Annotated in this window: 14 protein-coding genes; 10 read left to right on the forward strand and 4 right to left on the reverse strand. The window is 43.6% G+C overall.

What is annotated here, in order from left to right:
- Positions 1-213 precede the first annotated feature (213 nt).
- From Q9R24_RS14225 to Q9R24_RS14235, 3 genes are all read left to right on the forward strand, one after another.
- Positions 214-1,023 (forward strand): formate/nitrite transporter family protein, encoded by an 810-nt coding sequence (locus Q9R24_RS14225; protein ID WP_004280337.1) that lies wholly within the window; start codon positions 214-216, stop codon positions 1,021-1,023.
- Positions 1,024-1,089: 66 nt separating this feature from the next.
- Positions 1,090-2,820: a bifunctional protein-serine/threonine kinase/phosphatase gene (locus Q9R24_RS14230; RefSeq protein WP_311204737.1), complete on the forward strand. Its 1,731-nt coding sequence runs from the start codon at positions 1,090-1,092 to the stop codon at positions 2,818-2,820.
- Positions 2,821-3,074: 254 nt separating this feature from the next.
- The gene (locus Q9R24_RS14235) at positions 3,075-3,272 is read left to right on the forward strand and encodes a hypothetical protein (RefSeq protein ID WP_004646985.1); all 198 of its coding nucleotides are present in this window, start codon (positions 3,075-3,077) and stop codon (positions 3,270-3,272) included.
- A gap of 158 nt (positions 3,273-3,430) precedes the next feature.
- On the opposite strand, the gene Q9R24_RS14240 is transcribed toward Q9R24_RS14235, so the two are convergent.
- A complete protein-coding gene (locus tag Q9R24_RS14240; protein WP_004280333.1) occupies positions 3,431-3,598 on the reverse strand; it encodes a hypothetical protein in 168 nt (55 codons plus the stop codon).
- A 329-nt stretch (positions 3,599-3,927) separates the two neighbouring features.
- Here Q9R24_RS14240 and Q9R24_RS14245 point away from each other — a divergent pair, with 329 nt between their 5' ends.
- Positions 3,928-4,845, forward strand: a complete 918-nt coding sequence (locus Q9R24_RS14245; RefSeq protein WP_004646984.1) for a LysR family transcriptional regulator — start codon at positions 3,928-3,930, stop codon at positions 4,843-4,845.
- 501 nt (positions 4,846-5,346) lie between these two features.
- Complete coding sequence (locus Q9R24_RS14250) at positions 5,347-7,554, forward strand: TonB-dependent receptor domain-containing protein (RefSeq protein ID WP_311204736.1); 2,208 nt, start codon at positions 5,347-5,349, stop codon at positions 7,552-7,554.
- A 63-nt stretch (positions 7,555-7,617) separates the two neighbouring features.
- Here the strand turns inward: Q9R24_RS14250 and Q9R24_RS14255 are convergent, their stop codons facing one another.
- Both Q9R24_RS14255 and Q9R24_RS14260 read right to left on the reverse strand, forming a co-directional pair.
- Positions 7,618-8,226, reverse strand: a complete 609-nt coding sequence (locus Q9R24_RS14255; protein ID WP_311204738.1) for a MarC family protein — start codon at positions 8,224-8,226, stop codon at positions 7,618-7,620.
- A 28-nt stretch (positions 8,227-8,254) separates the two neighbouring features.
- On the reverse strand, positions 8,255-10,291 hold the full coding sequence (locus Q9R24_RS14260) for a choline transporter (protein ID WP_311204735.1): 2,037 nt from the start codon (positions 10,289-10,291) through the stop codon (positions 8,255-8,257).
- Between the two features lie 270 nt (positions 10,292-10,561).
- Between Q9R24_RS14260 and betI the strand changes: the two genes are divergently transcribed.
- The 5 genes from betI to Q9R24_RS14285 all read left to right on the forward strand — a co-directional run bounded on the left by betI (position 10,562) and on the right by Q9R24_RS14285 (position 17,744).
- A complete protein-coding gene (betI, locus tag Q9R24_RS14265; protein WP_004731001.1) occupies positions 10,562-11,140 on the forward strand; it encodes a transcriptional regulator BetI in 579 nt (192 codons plus the stop codon).
- 21 nt (positions 11,141-11,161) lie between these two features.
- The gene (betB, locus tag Q9R24_RS14270; protein ID WP_311204734.1) at positions 11,162-12,637 is read left to right on the forward strand and encodes a betaine-aldehyde dehydrogenase; all 1,476 of its coding nucleotides are present in this window, start codon (positions 11,162-11,164) and stop codon (positions 12,635-12,637) included.
- 10 nt (positions 12,638-12,647) lie between these two features.
- Positions 12,648-14,303, forward strand: coding sequence for a choline dehydrogenase (gene betA, locus Q9R24_RS14275; RefSeq protein ID WP_253148254.1), 1,656 nt, complete (start codon positions 12,648-12,650; stop codon positions 14,301-14,303).
- Positions 14,304-14,430: 127 nt separating this feature from the next.
- The gene (locus Q9R24_RS14280; protein WP_243474339.1) at positions 14,431-15,201 is read left to right on the forward strand and encodes a hypothetical protein; all 771 of its coding nucleotides are present in this window, start codon (positions 14,431-14,433) and stop codon (positions 15,199-15,201) included.
- Positions 15,202-15,542: 341 nt separating this feature from the next.
- Positions 15,543-17,744 (forward strand): OsmC domain/YcaO domain-containing protein, encoded by a 2,202-nt coding sequence (locus Q9R24_RS14285; RefSeq protein ID WP_311204733.1) that lies wholly within the window; start codon positions 15,543-15,545, stop codon positions 17,742-17,744.
- Positions 17,745-18,052: 308 nt separating this feature from the next.
- On the opposite strand, the gene Q9R24_RS14290 is transcribed toward Q9R24_RS14285, so the two are convergent.
- Positions 18,053-18,815, reverse strand: a 763-nt coding sequence (locus tag Q9R24_RS14290; protein WP_311204563.1) for a 4Fe-4S dicluster domain-containing protein, incomplete at its 5' end; no start/stop codon positions are given.

Raw genomic sequence — 18,815 nt, forward strand, 5'->3', positions numbered from 1 at the left:
GGATGAAATTTTAAAATAATTTATAGGATTTTTATTAGCCATTTAAAATAAGTGGCATGCTATTTGCTTTTATCTATATTAAATATGGCAACGGCGCCATGACACGATTGATCTGTTTGAATAATACAAGGCAAAGACGCCTAAGGTTGAAATAGACCTTAGGCGTTTTTTATTTGCAAACAGGTAAGTAATTTATATAAAGGGGATAAAAATATGGCTTATCTTGCTCCTGCAGAGTTTGCAAAAAAAGTGGTCGATGCCGGTGAGGCAAAACTTCATATGGCAACGCGCGATGTTTTAATCCGTGCGTTTATGGCAGGCGCAATTCTGGCGCTGGCAGCAGTATTTGCCGTGACGATTGCGGTACAAACAGGGGTGCCGCTGATCGGTGCGCTGCTATTTCCAGTCGGTTTCTGCATGTTGTATCTATTGGGCTATGACCTGCTGACCGGGGTATTTGTATTGACTCCATTAGCCTGGTTAGACAAACGTCCTGGGGTGACGTGGGCCCGTATTTTAAAAAACTGGGGTCTGGTTTTTTTAGGTAACTTTGCTGGATGTTTGACCGTGGCAGTGTTGATGGCCGCAGTCTATACCATGGGTTTCGCAGCTGAACCGAACGCGGTCGGGGTGAAAATTGCCCATATTGGGGAAGACCGGACTTTGGGCTATGCCGAATATGGCTTTGCTGGCTGGATGACGATTTTTATCCGCGGCATGCTGTGTAACTGGATGGTGTCACTCGGTGTAATTGGTGCCATGATGTCGACCACGGTCAGTGGCAAATTCATCGCGATGTGGATGCCAATCATGCTGTTTTTCGCCATGGGCTTTGAACATTCAGTGGTGAATATGTTCCTGTTCCCATTTGCCATGATGATGGGCGGTGATTTCTCGATTACAGACTATTTCTTGTGGAATGAATTACCGGTGGCACTGGGGAATTTGGTGGGTGGTTTGGCACTGACCGGTCTGGCACTCTATACCACGCATGTACGTACTGGTGATAAAAAAGAATTCTAATCTGAGCGTGATGATTTATGTCTTGAGATTAAAGGGATCGATTCGATCCCTTTTTGAGTATTTAAAATGAATAAAAAATTAAAGATCAGCATTGGGCAATATTCTTCCGCTGGAATCAAAGCCCAGAATCAGGATTTTCATGGGGTCTATATTCCTGAAGGCCACGCGCTTAGCAGTAAGGGAATTGCCTGTGCAATTGCAGACGGGATCAGTAGCAGCAATGTCAGTCATATTGCAGCAGAAACTGCAGTCAGCAGTTTTTTATCGGATTATTACTCGACTTCGGATGCATGGAGCACCCAAACTTCAGCGGCACGGGTCATTCGTGCGACCAATTCCTGGCTCTATGCACAAACCCAGCAAAGCCGCGGGCGTTTTGATAAAGACCAGGGTTATGTCTGCACCTTTAGTGCACTGATTTTGAAACAAAATAGGGCACATATCTTTCATGCTGGCGACAGCCGGATTTATCGCATTCAGGCACAAGTCATTGAACAGTTGACGGCTGATCACCGTGTTTGCCTGTCATCAACAGAACATTATTTAAGTCGTGCACTGGGTGCCGACCATCGTATCGATGTCGATTATCAGCAGCTTGAATTATGTGAAGATGATTTCTTTATCTTGATGACAGATGGTGTCTATGAGTTTATTGATATGCAGCTCATATCAGATCTGCTTCAACAGCAACAACATCTGGATATCATTGCCAAGTCTATAGTCGAACTAGCCTTAAAGCGGGGTAGTGATGACAATCTCACCATTCAAATCATCAAAGTGGAACAGTTTCCTGATGAGGAATCCTTTCATATCAAGAGCTATGTTTTATTTCCACACCAGTTGAGTCATGGTGATCTGTTTGAAGGTTATCGAATTGATAAAATTCTGCACCAAAATCATCGCAGCAGCCTCTATTTGGCGCATGATGAAGCGACACAAAATCAGCTGGTCATTAAAACCTTGTCTGTCGATGTGCAGGATGACCTGCAAGCGATGGAACAATTTCAGCTGGAAGACTGGGTATCGAAACGCTTAAAACATGAAAATCTGCTGCAATGCTATCCACATAAGGGCAGCAAGAAGTTTTTATTTCAAAGTTATGAATATTTACAAGGGGAAAGCCTAAACCGATGGCTGCACCGTCATAAAACTGCTTTAACTTTACAGCAGTTGCTTCCGATCATTGAGCAGGTGGCCAAGGCACTGAATGCCATGCACCGTCTTGAAATGCTGCACCAGGATGTACGACCAGAAAATGTCATGCTGCTCGAACCAGCCGATACCTTGAAAGTGAAACTGATTGATTATGGATCGACTGCGGTCAGAGGTCTGGTTGAACTGAATCCCAAACACGCAGATGTTCCTTTGGGAACCTTGGCCTTTATGGCACCTGAGTATTTTATTGGACGCTCACCCTCAGTAAAATCAGATCAGTTCTCGCTGGCGGTGATGAGTTATTATTTATTAACCCGACAGTTGCCTTATGGGACGGACCTCGCGCGCTGCAAGACCGAAAAGGCCTTAAAGCAGGTTCGATATCATCCTCTCTATGAGTATCGACCGGATCTGCCACATGGCTTGGACGCAATCTTTAAAAAAGCGCTTTCCATTCGCCCGGAGCAGCGCTATGAAGCACTTTCAGCCTTTATATATGATCTGAAACACCCAGATATCAAATTTAAAAAATCAGTTTCACGCCCTATGCTTGAAAAGCATCCAGTCACTTTCTGGAAATCCTGCACAGCGATTCTTTTTTTGTTATTGCTCTGGGTGTTTGCACTATATTTTAGCCAATGAAAATAATCCAAATAAGCTGTTGAACGATTTTTTTTGACTGAAGTAAAAAATCAGATGTGATTTGAGCTGAGATGTAGTCAAAATATCTATTTATTCTTATTGCAGATTTTTCTATTTTTACGATGATTGACTCTGTGTTTTCGAAGATTATCCCTATAAAATAGAAAGTGCAGTTAAAATCTAAGTAAGCATAAAAACATTGGAATAATAATTGCTTATTTTTAATACCATTAGAATAAAAAGGCAGATGAGACATGAAAATTCAATTTTTTAAGCTGATTTTAATCTTGAGCAGCAGCATGGTGATGAGCCAAACCAGTCTCGCCGGAGATGGTGGCTTGCGTTTTGCTGAGAAAAATCAGGAAATAGCGGCACAAATTCAGGCCAAGAAAAAAACGGCAGAAATACAAGCGCAGTCCCTACAAGCAAAAGCCTCTACAGAAACGAAATAGTAAAATAGCACTCATCCAAGAAGGTGAGCTGTTCAGATTAGATCAGATGTATAAGATGTGGTGATGCGAAAAACTAGTCCCTAACTTTTTAATACTGAAAAAAAACTCCCCATCTATTTTAAGAATGGGGAGTTTTTTATTTTGCATCTCAGGGAAAATTACTGAATTTGTTCCTCATCCTGTCTTTCCTGACGCAGCTGATCACGTTGTCTCTGTGGATCATGAAGGCCTAATTGACCTCGCTGGATCTCACGATCCTGTTTTTCTTGAGGATCAAGTTGTTCTTCAGTGAGTTCTTCATCATTTCGATCGATTGGATTCGACATAGTCTTTCATCCTCTAAAATACTTTCTAATTTTTATTGTATGAGTGCAGCAAAATTATTCTGTGACTTTTATACCGGAGTTAGTTTTCTATCTTGATGCTGCTGTAAGTTTAATCAATATTTTATAGGTTATTTTAATGATGGTTAAGTTAACCAAGAAAATTAAATTAATGAAATTAAGGGAATAGTAATTTAAACCTATAAACCTAATAGTTGAATATATCTCATTATTCTGGTTTTGAAATGAGAAAAACTAAATAAAATAAGAAAAATGGGTTATGCTTAAGACAGATTAAGTGTCATCCGTCTTTTAAATTTCCGGTATTTTTCATGATAGAACTTCGCCATTTAAGAACTTTAACTGCTCTGCGGGAGCATGGTTCTCTGGTTGCAGCAGCAAGTGATTTATGTTTAACCCCATCAGCCTTGTCACATCAGCTACGTGAACTCGACCAATGGTTTGGCATCGAAGTGGTCAATCGGCGTAGTCGCCCTGTGAGCTTTTCAAATGTTGGGGAGCGGTTGCTAAAACTGGCAGATGAAATATTACCGCAAGTTCAAATTGCACAGAGTGATATCAGCCGAATTGTGCATGGTCAGACCGGACGAATTGTTTTTTCCTCTGAATGTCATAGCTGTTTTGACTGGTTGATGCCGCTACTCAATCAATACCGGATGCAATATCCGGATGTAGACCTGGACTTTGCCTCAGGTTTTGAGTCGAATCCGCATGAATTATTGCAAACTGGAGAGTTTGATCTGCTGATTACGGCTGATCCGATTGCGCTTAAAGGCATTGAATATTTTCCAATATTTGAATACGAATCACGCTTGGTTTTATCCAATACCCATCCATTAGTACGTGCGAAAGAGATTACTGTTCAGGAACTTGCTGAAGAAACGCTGGTGACTTATCCGGTGGATAAACACCGTTTGGACATTATGTCGCGCTTGTTTATTCCCGCTAATATTCTACCAAAAGCCATTCGCACCACCGACTTGACCCAAATGCTGATTCAGTTGGTGGCAAGTGGTCGCGGGATTGGTGCATTACCTGATTGGGTGGTCAATGAATATGAGCAGAAAGGCTGGGTGACATCACGCCGTTTAGACTGCGTGGCGCCTGAAGGCTTACGTCGAACTTTATACGCCGGCTATCGCACAGAAGAAAAGCAGAAAGATTATTTTGAAGGCTTCTTGAAACAGCTGGATCGGTTTTCCAAGAAAAGACAGGTCTATTACAGCTAATTTGCGAATAGTTAAATATATTTAGTCCGTTATTTTTAAAAATCCTGCATCGTCAGGATTTTTAAAAATTGATTGTTTTTCTCTCAAGGATTTCAATTTTTCTATAAGGTGACGAGGTTAATCTTGTCTACTTTAAATCAGAAAATATACAACTTCGGCCAACTTTCGAAATTAAAGAACTGGTTTGGTCGATTATAAATTTTTCTACTTATCACATTTTGCCAAGTGGAAATACATCTGTGCAGAATTAAATTGCATATTATTAAATATCAGTTACTTAAAAATTAAGTTCTTGGAACTTGTTAGGATGTGGTTTTGATCTTGCAAGTTGATTTTTAATAAAAAGATTAAATAAAATGAAAAAACATACGCTGATCAGTCAATTTTTTGGCAGAAAATAACTCCTGAAAATAACAATGTTGATCTATGCTACAGCATAATTTTTAAACTGATTTCCTCTCATAAAACGGAATCACTTATACAGGACTGTATAAAATCGCCATGCACATGACAAAAATTCCTCTCAAGAAAAGCCCGCTGAGCCTCATGATTCTGTCGATTGTCTCAGGTCATCTTTATGCTGAAACTGCCGTAGAACCGGGCAACGTTCAACAGCTGAATACCATTGTGATCAGCGCTGAGCAAAATGCCAATCCGCAGCAGCAATATCAGAAAGAGCTGGCTCAGGTTTCAGGAGGAACGAATTTCATTGGTGAGCCGCAATTAGAACAGCAGCGACTTGCAACCACAGCCGATGTGTTCCGTTTACAGCCAGGAATTTATGCCCAGTCTGCAGGGAATGAAGGTGCAAAAATATCGATCCGTGGCTCAGGAATCAACCGGACTTCAGGTGCACACGCATCCGGTACGCACGTCCTGATTGACGATATTCCATTTACCGGGCCGGGCGGTACAGCGTATGAACTGCTAGAACCCTGGTGGATTAATCATGTCGGGGTTTATCGCGGAGCCAATGGCTTTAAGCAAGGCGGACTGGCCTTAGGTGGAACAATCAACTATAGAACCAAGACCGGCGCAGATCAGGATGGCTCTGAACTCAAATATGAAATGGGCAGCCATGGTTATCAAAAATATCAGTTTAGTACCGGCCGAAAGCTGGATCAGATGGATTATTATCTGGCGCTGACGAGTACCCAGTTTGATGGAATTCAGGATCATGCTGAAGGCGATGGTAAGGGTCTGGCTTTTAATTTGGGCTATCAGATCAGTCCGGATATCGAAACCCGTTTTTATGCTCGTTACCGTGAGAGCAAGCATTTAACTCCAGGACGGATTACACAAGAACAGCTCAAAAATGATCCTGAAGCAGCGAATAGCTTTAATTTAGCGGTAGATGCCAAACGGATTCAGCCGGGCAGTACTTGGCTGGCCAATACCACGACCTGGAATTTACAGGATGATGCAAAACTGACTGGCAGTCTGGCTTATCATCATTATCCGCTGGATTTACGTGAAAGCAGTTATCGTACTAATGTCGATTATGAAGATATTACAGCGCGCTTCCAGTATGAAAGGCCTTATCAGTTTCTAGGTCTGGAGCATCAGGGGCGTATTGCCTTGCGCACTACCACACACCGCCCGGACAGTGGGGTTACTGAAACTTTAAGATTTAATACAGAAATTGGTAATCAAACTTATCCGGCAGACACAGTTACCCGCCGTTATACCTATCGTGGTTCAGACAACGTGCTGCAATTTGATCAGGAAACTACATTAAATGATCAGTTCAAATTAGATCTGGGATTGGCAGCTGTGTATACCCATCGGGAAAGTGAAGTGACTTATGCAAATATTATTCCCGACCCAGATTTAGGTCCTGATGTAGATCCTAAAGTCAGTCGTTATGAATGGAATTTTGCACCACGAGTTGGATTGACCTATCAGCCAAATGACTCTGTGCAATGGTTTGCTAATTTAAGCCGGAGTATTGAACCGGCACATCCTTGGGCAATGGCTTGGTCTTCACCTTATTACTATTCTAAAGACAGTGGAGCTGCATCAAATCGAGTACGTGCGCCAATCTATTTGGATACGCAAACCACCAATAGTTTTGAACTGGGGGGGCGTGGACAATCAGGTTTTGGAGACTGGGCACTGAGCTACTATTATTCCAAGATTAAAAAGGAGCTATTGTCTTCTGAAATGATTAAAAATTACGGGAATGATTCTGATTCTACTACTTCAGAGGAAAGAATTAGTGTAGAAGCAAATGCCACACCAACGATTCATCAAGGGGTGGAGCTAAGTCTGGATACGCCATTGCATGAATCCGAATATGGCGAAGTGCGTCTGCAACAAGCTTATACGCTTAGCGATTTTCAGTATAAAAATGATCCATTGTTTGGCAAGAACCAGTTACCGGGGATTCCAAAACATCTTTATCAGGCTCAACTGAGTTATGCTTTGAATAATGGCCTGTATATTGGTCTGAATACTGAATATGCATCCAAAATGGCACATGATTATGCCAATAGCCGATTTAGTGACGACTATCAGATCTGGGGCATTGACCTGGGTTATGCACCAGAACATCAATCATGGAAAACCTGGATCAACTTTAAAAATATCACCGATGAAAAATATGCTGCGGTCGTGATTCCTGGGCTAAATGATCAAGGTGCTGATGTAGCGCGATCTTCGCCAGGTGAAGGTTTTTCTACTTATGCCGGTGTGTCATTTAAATTTTAATTATTTAAAATCAAAAAAGAGCGGTAAAAACCGCTCTTTTTATTTATTGATAGAAAGGATTTATCAGGTTTCCAAAATTCCGGTAACGCCTGTCACAATCATATCGATGGCAATCGTACCAATCAGAAGCGCAGCAACACGACCGACAATATCGACATACAGGTCAATGTAGTTAGAATATTTATGCTGTAAATGATCATGCAGATATTTCATCAGGATCAGCAAGCTACAGGTTAGAAACAGGGTAAAGAAAATCACCAGAATGGTTTGCATTAAACTGAGCTGTATACCGGTGATCACAGATGCCGAAATGGTACCCGGACCGATCATAAACGGCATGGCGATGGTACCGGCCAGATGACTGGGCGCTCCACGCATCACGCCAATCGTATCAGCACCTTCAAAGACATAACGGTAACCAATCACCAGAAAGATAATACCGCCAAAAATCTGGAAGGACTCAAACCGTACATGCAAGACTTCATTAAAGAAGGCTTCACCGGTTTTTGCAAAAATGATGAACACAATAAAGCTGATCAGACTGCCCTGAATCAATGCCATGTTGAAGACTTTTGCGTCGGAATTACGGATAATTCCGAGCATATAAATACTCATCAGAAAAGGATTGAGCAGGGAGAAAAACAGGGCAAAAGCATTAAAACTTTCTGACATCATTCAGTCCTTCCGTAGTTGAGCGATCCTAGATTTCACGATCCGGGAACAGCGGGCGTTTACCTGGGCTGATCCGGTTAATATGCAGATACATCATATGGCGTTCATATTTATCCAGGATGTCATTGATCACCTGTTCCTTGCTATAACCGACCAGATCGTTGCCCTGAGAGCCTTCAAAGAGATAACTTTCCAGACGATAGTAATAACGTTTGGTTCGTTTACCACGTGAACTGAAATTTGGCGTGTCATAGCGTACCGGCCATATTTCGTAGACAAAGTTTTCTTCTTCATCGAGCTGAATGGTCAGATCCAGATGATACAGTTCAGGTTCTTCCTCAAGCGATTTTTCCTGAATATTGACTTGAATGCCTTTGTCAATTAACTCGGTTGCAACGGCCTCAATGGCTGGTTTGCAAACATTGTCCAGCATGGTCCGGGTCTGGGACAGGCTTGGATGCAGCATGACCCTGCTCAGACGCTTCTTCCAGTTCAAAATATCCACATTACCGACCACAGGTGCCGCATTCAGGCTGGTGCTTGCCTGACGAAAATCCTCCAGACGCAAGGACTTATAGAGTCCCGCCATCACAAAGAAAATGACGAAACTAAAAGGCAGACCCATAATAATTGTGGTGTTCTGTAATGCTGTCACGCCATTCGCCATGAGCATTGCCAAAGTCAGCAAACCGATGGCAATGGCCCAGAACACACTGAGCCAGCGCGGTGAATCATGCTCAATATTAGTGAATTTGGTCGTGAAATTTCCCAATACCAATGCCCCTGAATCCGCTGAGGTCACATAGAACAGCAAGCCGGTAATAGTGGCGACACCTGCAGTAAAGGTAAAGCCTGGATACTGCGCCAGCAGATCATAAAAACCATGTGCCGGATTTTCTAAAACTGTCGTAGCAAGTTGAGTATTACCATCAAAAATCACGCTGTATAAAGCACTGTTACCGAAAATAGACAACCAGGTCAGGGTAAATAACAGAGGAATAACCAAAGTCCCGGTGACAAATTCACGAATGGTACGACCACGGGAAATACGGGCCAGGAACAGACCGACAAAAGGTGACCAGGCGATCCACCATGCCCAGAAGAACAGGGTCCAGCTATTCATCCACTCTTTCGGTTGTTCAAAAGGAAAACTGGTTAAAGAAAGCTTCGGGAACTGGCTGATATAGTCACCAAAATTCTGAATCAAGGCGGCTAATAAAAACTCGGTATTGCCTACAAACAGAATGAATAGCAGCAGCCCAATTGATACATAGATATTAATTTCAGACAGGATCCGGATGCCTTTATTGACACCGGCAGTGACTGAAATAATAGTAATAATCACGGCAACGGCGATGAGTGCGGTTTGAATCCAGATATTTTCTGGTAAATCAAACAATACATGCAGGCCGTAATTTAATTGCACAACGCCAATCCCGCAGGTGGTGGCAATCCCGAAAATCGTGCCGAGTACTGCAGCCGTATCCACAGTATGGCCAATTGGACCATTAATTTTTTTTCCAAAAATAGGATAGAGTGCTGATCGGATGGTGAGCGGTAAATTATAGCGATAGCTGAAATAACCTAGCGCGACCCCAATCAGTGCATACATACTCCAGCCGGTTAAACCGTAGTGAAACAGGGTCCACACCATGGACTGGCGCGCAGCTTCAAAAGTTTCACCTTCGCCCACAGGTGGATTCATATAGTGGGAAAGCGGTTCCGCCACCGAGAAAAACATCAGGTCAATCCCGATCCCGGCAGAAAATAGCATCGCCGACCAACTCAGCAGGCTAAATTCTGGTTTGGAATGTTTAGGGCCGAGTTTAATCTCGCCATAACGGGAACAGGCGATAAAGACGATAAAAACCAGATACAGCGTTGCCGCCAGCAGATAATACCAGCTAAAGGTACGACTGACCCAGTTTAAGATATTGATAATGACTTGATTGGCTTGTTCATTAAATAAAATGGTAATGATAGAAAACAGCAGAATAAGCGTCGCCGAAAAATAAAAAACCACTTTATTCAGACTATCTTGCTTCTCTTCATTTTTCTTTTGCATAAATCTCTAACCATCGTTTTGTTGCCGGATGATCTACAGTGCAGTGTGATTTAAAAGCAAAAGCCTGCGGTAAAGCTTCCTTGTTTTCGTGAATTACAAACTTTTGCAAATCCAAAACAAACTGCGCTGTACATCAAGGGTGAGCTGGCACTATAATTTTTATTAATTGAACGTTCAATTAAAAAAGCGTTTATGAATTGTTACATCATTCAGCTATTTGCTTTAGCAGAGTGATTTTTTATTGTTACATCCGTTATTCAGGTTAGTCCTATGCCCAAAGTTGGTATGCAACCGATCCGTCGTCAGCAACTGATCGATGCCACCTTAGCTGCAGTGAATGAGCTAGGTTTTGCAGAAGCTTCAATTAGTCAGATTGCCCAGAGAGCAGGTGTCTCAACCGGCATCATAAGTCATTATTTTCAAGGTAAAAATGGCTTGATTGAAGCCACAATGCGTTACTTATTGCAGCAATTGGGTAAATCTGTTGCACAGATAAAGATACAGGTTGATGACTTACCGGAGCAGCGCTTGTTAGCGATCGTACGTGGTAATTTTGCTGCTCCACAAACGGATAAGGCGGCCATGAAAGTCTGGTTGGCGTTCTGGGCTAGCAGTTTGCACCAACCTGAATTACACCGTTTACAGCAGATCAATCATTACCGCTTACATTCCAATCTTAAATACGAATTCATGAAAAAGTTAAATAAAGACCAGGCAGAGAAAGCCGCTCAAGGTCTGGCAGCATTGATTGACGGATTCTGGTTAAGAGGTGCTTTGGTAAATGGCGAAATTGACCCAGAACTGCCGATTGAACTGTGTAGTGAATATATCCGGCAACAACTCAAATAACCCACCTGCGAGGAAATTCCATTGACAACATTCAAACTGCAACGTCCTTATATTCATGGACAATATGTCGATGCAACGTCCAATAGCACGTTTCAAACGATTAATCCTGCAACAGGCGAAATTCTGGCAGACGTGCAGGTATGTACGCGAAAAGATATCGATCGCGCTGTTGAATCGGCACAACAAGGACAAAAAGTCTGGGCAGAAATGACGGCGATTCAACGTTCCCGTATTTTGAACAAGGCTGTTGCCATCCTCCGTGAACATAATGACGAGCTGGCGCGTTTAGAAAGTCTCGACAGTGGTAAAGCTTTCAGTGAAACATCCACCGTCGATATTGCGACAGGTGCAGATGTACTCGAATACTATGCAGGTATTTTGCCAGCATTAGAAGGCCAGCAAATCCCGCTCAGAAGCAGTTCGTTTGTTTATACTCGCCGTGAACCTTTGGGTGTGGTTGCCGGGATTGGTGCATGGAATTATCCGGTTCAAATTGCCTTATGGAAATCTGCACCTGCACTGGCAGCAGGCAATGCCATGATCTTTAAAGCCAGTGAAGTGACGCCTTTAACTGCATTAAAACTGGCAGAAATTTATACTGAAGCAGGTGTGCCGCATGGTGTCTTTAATGTGGTTACCGGCAGTGGTGAAATTGGTGGTTATCTGACTTCGCATCCTGATATTGCCAAAGTGTCGTTTACCGGTGGCGTTTCTACCGGCAAAAAGGTCATGGCGCAAGCTGCAAATTCTAGCCTGAAAGAAGTCACGATGGAGCTGGGCGGTAAGTCTCCGCTGATTATCTGTGAAGATGCCGATCTGGATCTGGCAGCAGATATAGCCATGATGGCCAACTTCTATAGTTCCGGTCAGGTGTGTACCAACGGTACTCGCGTATTTGTGCCTTTAGCCTTAAAAGCAGAATTCGAAGAAAAGATTCTGCAGCGCATTCCTTATATCCGTATGGGGGATCCACTTGATCCTGACACCAATTTTGGTCCAGTGTCCAGCTTCTCTCATATGGAAAAAGTGCTGGATTATATCGAACAGGGCAAAAAAGAGGGTGCTCGTTTACTTTGCGGTGGTGGCCGTGCCGAAGATGAGCAATTTGCCCAAGGCGCTTATGTGCTACCCACGGTATTTACCGATTGCCGTGACGACATGACGATTGTCCGTGATGAAATTTTTGGACCGGTCATGAGTATTTTGAGTTATGACTCAGAAGAAGAGGCTATTTGTCGCGCCAATGCCACAGAGTATGGTCTGGCCGCTGGTGTAGTCACTCCTAATTTGTCTCGCGCCCATCGGATCATTCATCAGATCGAAGCCGGTATTTGCTGGATCAATACCTGGGGTGAATCGCCTGCAGAAATGCCTGTCGGTGGTTATAAACATTCCGGTGTTGGACGTGAAAATGGGCTTGTGACCTTGCAGCATTACACCCAGACCAAATCGGTTCAGGTCGAACTCAGTCCTTTCCAATCTGTATTTAGCGCATAAGGGGGATTTGATGAATTACGACTATATTATTATCGGTGCGGGCTCTGCGGGTAATGTTCTGGCAGCGCGTTTAACTGAAGATCCGGATGTAAAAGTCCTGTTGCTGGAAGCGGGTGGGCCGGATTACCGTCTAGACTTCAGAACACAAATGCCGGCTGCATTGGCTTATCCATTACAGGGACGACGCTATAATTGGGCCTATCTGACCGATCCTGAACCACATATGAATAACCGTCGTATGGAGTGCGGGCGCGGCAAGGGTCTGGGCGGTTCTTCATTAATTAACGGCATGTGTTACATTCGTGGTAATGCTATGGATCTGGAACAGTGGGCCAGCCTGAAGGGGCTAGAACACTGGAGCTATGCTGAATGTCTGCCGTATTATAAAAAAGCTGAAACGCGCGATATTGGCGGCAATGATTATCATGGTGACTCTGGACCGGTTTCGGTGGCAACACCTAAAAATGGCAATAATGAACTGTTCCATGCCATGGTCGAGGCAGGTGTACAGGCCGGCTATCCACGTACTGATGACCTGAATGGCTATCAGCAGGAAGGTTTTGGACCGATGGACCGTACCGTAACGCCGCAAGGCCGTCGTTCCAGTACAGCACGTGGTTATCTGGATATGGCCAAAGACCGGGATAATCTCACGATTATTACCCACGCTATGACCAACCGGATTTTGTTTAATCGTAATCAGGCAATTGGTGTGGAATATTTTGAAGGACAAAATACCTTACAGCCGATTCAGGTCTTTGTGGATCGTGAAGTTTTATTATGTGGTGGTGCGATTGCCTCACCGCAAATCCTGCAACGCTCCGGTGTAGGTCCAGCCGAACTGTTAAAAAGTCTGGATATTCCTGTGGTTCAGGATTTGCCAGGCGTTGGTGAAAATCTGCAGGACCATCTGGAAATGTACCTGCAATATAAGTGCAAAAGACCGGTTAGCTTATATCCGGCACTCAAGTGGTATAACCAGCCGATGATTGGTGCGGAGTGGCTGTTTTTAGGTAAAGGTATTGGGGCCAGTAACCAGTTTGAAGCCGGTGGTTTTATCCGCTCCTCAGACGAATTTGACTGGCCCAATATCCAGTATCATTTCCTGCCTGTAGCGATTAATTATAATGGCACCAATGCCATTCATGAACATGGTTTTCAGGCACATGTGGGCTCTATGCGTTCACCGTCACGTGGCCGTGTCCGTCTGAAATCCAAAGACCCCTTTGAGCATCCAAGTATTCTGTTCAACTATATGAGTACCGAGCAGGACTGGCGTGAATTCCGCGATGCCATCCGGATTACCCGGGAAATTATGCATCAGCCGGCATTGGATCCCTATCGTGGTGAAGAAATCAGTCCGGGAAAACATCTACAAACAGATGCTGAAATTGATGAATTTGTTCGTAATCATGCAGAAACCGCGTATCATCCATCATGTAGCTGTAAAATGGGTGAGGATGACATGGCGGTTGTCGATGGTTATGGACGCGTACATGAAATGCAGGGGTTGCGTGTGATTGACGCCTCGATTATGCCTTTGATCATTACCGGTAACCTCAATGCAACTACGATTATGATCGCTGAAAAACTGGCAGACCATATTCGTGGCAAACCTGCTCTTGCGCCTTCATCTGCACCTTTTTACAAGGCGCCTCGCGCTTAAATTATGGTTTTATTCCTGCCGCCTAGCAAAGCAGGAGTAAAGCGAATTTCAATTTTGTCCCAAAGCGGAGATAAAACCTCGACTGCTTTCGGTTTTATCTCCGCTTTACTTAATACATTTATATTTTATGAAAATATTCAATCAAACAGTGCTGTTTGGCTGTGCTGCTGTTTCAAGTTTTTACTGTTATGCCGATGATGCGGAAGTAAAACAAATAGAAGCAAGCGGAAACTTGAGTGTGGTCTCCAAATACGTCTCCCGCGGTTTGACCAATGCACCTGAAAATGACGACGTTGCTGTACAGGCTGCATTGAATCTGGCTTATGGCAATTTTTATGTTGGATATTGGGGATCTACGCTTGGATACTCTTATGCAGAAGTGCAGGGGCGTCCGGGACATCGTTCAGACAAATTCGAGCATGATTTTCTGCTGGGTTATACCCATAGCAGCGAAAATTATGACTGGGATTTATGGAATGCGACCTATTATTATCCGGGCGGTGAGAACACCACTGGAAATGAGTTGGGCTTAAATGTAAGTCGTGCGTTGAATGATCAAACCAGTATCGGCGCCAGCGTATCGACCTATCTGTATGATGTGGCTTATGCCAATCAGGGCGATACTTTTTATACGCTTAACCTGAACCATCAGTTGAATGATCGTCTCAATGCCAGCATTACAGCAGCAGGAAGCTATTTTAACGATGAAGGCAAATATGAGGGCGGTGAACTGGGCGATACCGAAAAGCAGTTTGCCTTTCGTTATGCTTCTGCCGGACTCAGTTATGCGCTTTTACCGCAGTTGAGTGTGTCAGGTGAATATATCTTTGGCGGTTATGACCGCTATGATGACAAGCAGCGTAATCTTGCAGTATTTGCACTGAGTTATGATTTTTAAAATTATGAAATCATTCAGACTAGGCGGGTGAAAATCTGCCTTATCTGCAACTTTGATTAATAGTATAAGCCATGACTTGAAGTTGATTCATGCTCCGGCAGCTCAGGAAAGACTGAGGATCTGGTTTAATCTGCCAGAATTTCAGACAAATATTATCAATTTCATAAAATAATTCTATAATAGCGCCCATTCTCGGCAGCGTTATCCAGACACTTCGTCAAATGGTATAACCTGACCATTTTCTATTTTTCATTCAAGTTCTCCTCCGTGAACCGGCTTGTATATTCAGATTCAGCATCTTATCTGTCCGTGACGGCACATAAGAATATTTAGGTATCCACATGGAAATTAAGGTCAATTATCTCGATAATCTTCGCCAGGAAGCCAAGTTCGATGACTTCACGGTGATTGCCGATCAGCCGATCCGCTATAAAGGCGATGGTTCGGCACCCGGCCCATTCGATTATTTTCTGGCGTCATCAGCACTTTGTGCGGCTTATTTTGTCAAAGTCTATTGCGCAGCACGTGACATTCCGACTGATAATATCCGCCTTTCGCAAAACAATATTGTTGATCCTGAAAACCGCTATAAACAGATTTTTAAAATTCAGGTGGAACTGCCGGCTGATATTTCTGAAAAAGACCGCCAAGGGATTTTACGTTCGATTGATCGTTGTACTGTCAAGAAAGTAATTCAAACCGGTCCTGAATTTGTCATTGAAGAAGTAGAAAGTATCGATGCAGATGCTCAGGCCTTGTTAATGCCAAGTCTGGCTTCTGACCATACGACTTTCATTCCGGGTAAGGACCTTCCGCTGGAAGAAACGATTGCCAATATGTCTGCCATTCTGGCAGGCCTTGGCATGAAGATTGAAATCGCGTCTTGGCGTAATATCGTGCCGAATGTGTGGTCGCTACATATCCGTAATGCGCAGTCACCAATGTGCTTTACCAATGGTAAGGGTTCGACCAAAGAAAGTGCGCTGGCATCTGCCTTGGGCGAATTTATTGAGCGTCTGAATTGCAACTTTTTCTATAACGACCAGTTCTGGGGTGAGGATATTGCCAATGCCGAATTTGTGCATTATCCAGATGAAAAATGGTTCCAGCCAGGTCCAAATGGCGAACTACCTGCAGAAGTTTTAGATGAACATACCCGTGAAATTTATGATCCTGAAGATGAATTATTGGGTATCCATCTTTACGACACCAACTCTGGTAATAAAGCACGTGGCATCTGTTCATTGCCATTTGTACGTCAGTCTGATGGTGAAACCGTTTATTTCCCGTCGAATCTGATCGAAAACCTTTACTTAAGTAACGGGATGAGTGCCGGCAATACCTTGGCTGAAGCGCAAGTACAATGTCTTTCTGAAATTTTCGAACGTGGGGTAAAACGCGAAATTCTGGAAGGTGAACTGGCACTACCGGATGTGCCTGAACATGTTCTGGCAAAATATCCAAAAATTGTTGAAGGCATTAAAGGCCTAGAAGAACAGGGCTTCCCGGTTCTGGTCAAAGATGCATCTTTAGGCGGTCAGTTCCCGGTCATGTGTGTCACCCTGATGAACCCGCGTACTGGCGGTGTATTTGCCTCATTCGGTGCCCATCCTAACTTTGAAGTGGCATTAGAACGCAGTCTGACTGAGTTATTGCAAGGCCGTAGTTTTGAAGGTCTGAATGATCTGCCAAAACCAACCTTTAGCAGTAATGCCGTGACTGAACCAAATAACTTCGTCGAGCATTTCATCGACTCGAGCGGTGTAGTGTCTTGGCGTTTCTTCAGCGCGAAATCAGATTATGATTTTGTCGAGTGGGATTTCACTAATAACGGTCAAAATTCGAATGCGGACGAAGCTCAGGAATTATTCACGATTCTGGAAGACATGGGCCATGAAGTTTATATGGCGGTGTATCAGCATCTAGGTGCAACAGCTTGCCGTATTCTGGTACCGGGCTATTCGGAAATTTATCTGGTAGAAGATCTGGTTTGGGACAATACCAACAAGGCTTTGTTATATCGTGGAGATATCCTGAATCTGCACCGTCTGGATGATGAACAATTGGAAGCATTGGTTGAGCGTCTGGAAGAAGCAGATGAGGATGACTATACCGAAATCAAAACCTTGATCGGTATCGAGTTCGATGAAAATACTGAATGGGGCCAACTCACGATTCTGGAACTGAAACTGCTGATTTATGTGGCTTTGCAGCAATTTGAAGAAGCCAAAGATCTGGTTGAGCAGTTCCTGCAGTTCAATACCAATACCGTTGAACGTGGCCTGTTCTACCAGTGCATGAATGTCGTTCTGGAAGTCATTCTGGATGATGAAATGGAACTGGAAGATTATGAACACAACTTCCGTCGTATGTTTGGTGATGCCCGTATGGATGCCGTTTTAGGTTCAATTGAAGGAACAGTCCGTTTCTATGGTTTGACCGAAACCAACATGCAGCTTGAAGGGCTGGATCGTCATCTACGTTTAATTGACAGCTATAAGAAATTGCATGCAGCGCGTGCCAAGTTTGTGGCTCAGCAATAATCCATAGAAGAATGACTAAAATTTTTCGTCATTTGTTTTAAATCTTAAAAAATGGCTTACTCGGTTTCGAGTAGGCTATTTTTATCTCTGACCCTATATGCAATCTTTTCTATTTTTCTATTTTTCTATTTTTCTATTTTTCTATTTTTCTATTTTTCTATTTTTCTATTTGAAAATTTATTAATCCCAGCTCCCGAGGGAACTGGAATTACCTAAAAAATTAAAGTGAAGTGTTAATACTAACTGCTTCAAGAGTGGGTATATGAATGTGAGAAATAGATGTATTTTTCTCATTCACAGGAATTACCTTACATATTCGGGTAATTCGGACCACCACCACCTTCCGGTGTCACCCAGGTGATGTTCTGGGAAGGGTCCTTAATGTCACAGGTCTTGCAGTGCACACAGTTGGCTGCATTGATCTGGAAGCGTTTCGAACCGTCATTATTTTCCATGATTTCATAAACACCTGCCGGGCAGTAACGCTGTGCAGGCTCATCCCATTTCGGCAGGTTCACTTCCACCGGAATAGAGGCATCGGTGAGTTTCAGATGCGCTGGCTGGTTTTCTTCATGGACCGTATTCGAGACAAACACTGAAGACAGACGGTCAAAGGTCAGCTTGCCATCCGGTTTTGGATAGTTTGGCTTGAAGCTTTCAGCCGCCTGGGTTTTCAACGCAGCATGATCCTGAACCAGATCGTGCAGGGTAAATGGCACTTTAAACACGTTCTGGTCGATAAAGTTAAAGGCACCCCCGATCCATTGACCGAACTTGTGCATTGCCGGGCCAAAGTTACGCGAGTTATACAGCTCTTCTTTCAGCCAGCTGTTGTTAAACTTGTCGGTATAAGCAGTCAGTTCTTTGACAAAGAAATCTTCGCCTTCCACTACACGCGCCACCGCCAGATCACCGCCTTTTTCTACACCAGCAGCAATCGCTTCAAACACCGCTTCACCGCAGAGCATGCCGGATTTCATCGCAGTATGTGAACCCTTGATCTTGGCAAAGTTCAGGAAGCCGGCATCATCACCAATCAAAGAACCACCTGGGAAGGTGAATTTTGGTAAT

The organism is Acinetobacter sp. RRD8 (assembly GCF_031844225.1).
Lineage (GTDB): Bacteria > Pseudomonadota > Gammaproteobacteria > Pseudomonadales > Moraxellaceae > Acinetobacter.